Origin of the sequence: Pseudomonas fluorescens, assembly GCF_000968015.1 — a bacterium.
GTDB classification, from domain to species: Bacteria; Pseudomonadota; Gammaproteobacteria; order Pseudomonadales; family Pseudomonadaceae; genus Aquipseudomonas; species Aquipseudomonas fluorescens_W.
Genome location: NZ_LACH01000110.1, coordinates 1 through 307, shown reverse-complemented (window position 1 = coordinate 307; position 307 = coordinate 1). Strand labels below are relative to the sequence as shown.

1 protein-coding gene is annotated in these 307 nt (G+C 62.9%); it reads right to left on the bottom strand.

Annotated elements, in window-relative coordinates:
- Positions 1 to 307, bottom strand: a 307-nt coding sequence (locus VD17_RS32855) for a VCBS domain-containing protein (RefSeq protein WP_046057116.1), incomplete at both ends; no start/stop codon positions are given.

Sequence of the window (307 nt, the reverse complement as noted above, 5' to 3'; positions counted from 1 at the left end):
CTGAACCGGCACGCACGCCGAGCACTGCGCCGCCTGCGGCGAGACCATCGGCGCCGCCGACGTCATTCCACAGCACGTTGCCACTGACCGTGCCGCCTTCGGCGACGGAGGTCTCGTCGGCATGCGCAATCGGCTGATCATCGACGATTTTGACCACGATGGTGCTGGTGGTGCTGTTGCCCAGAGAGTCGGTGGCTTGGTAAGTAAAACTTTCGCTCAGGGTATTGGCGCCGTCGTTTGCATGCGGCGTGGTGCTTGGCGCCGACGTCAGCGTGTAGGTGTAGGTGCCATCGGGATTGAGCAGGAT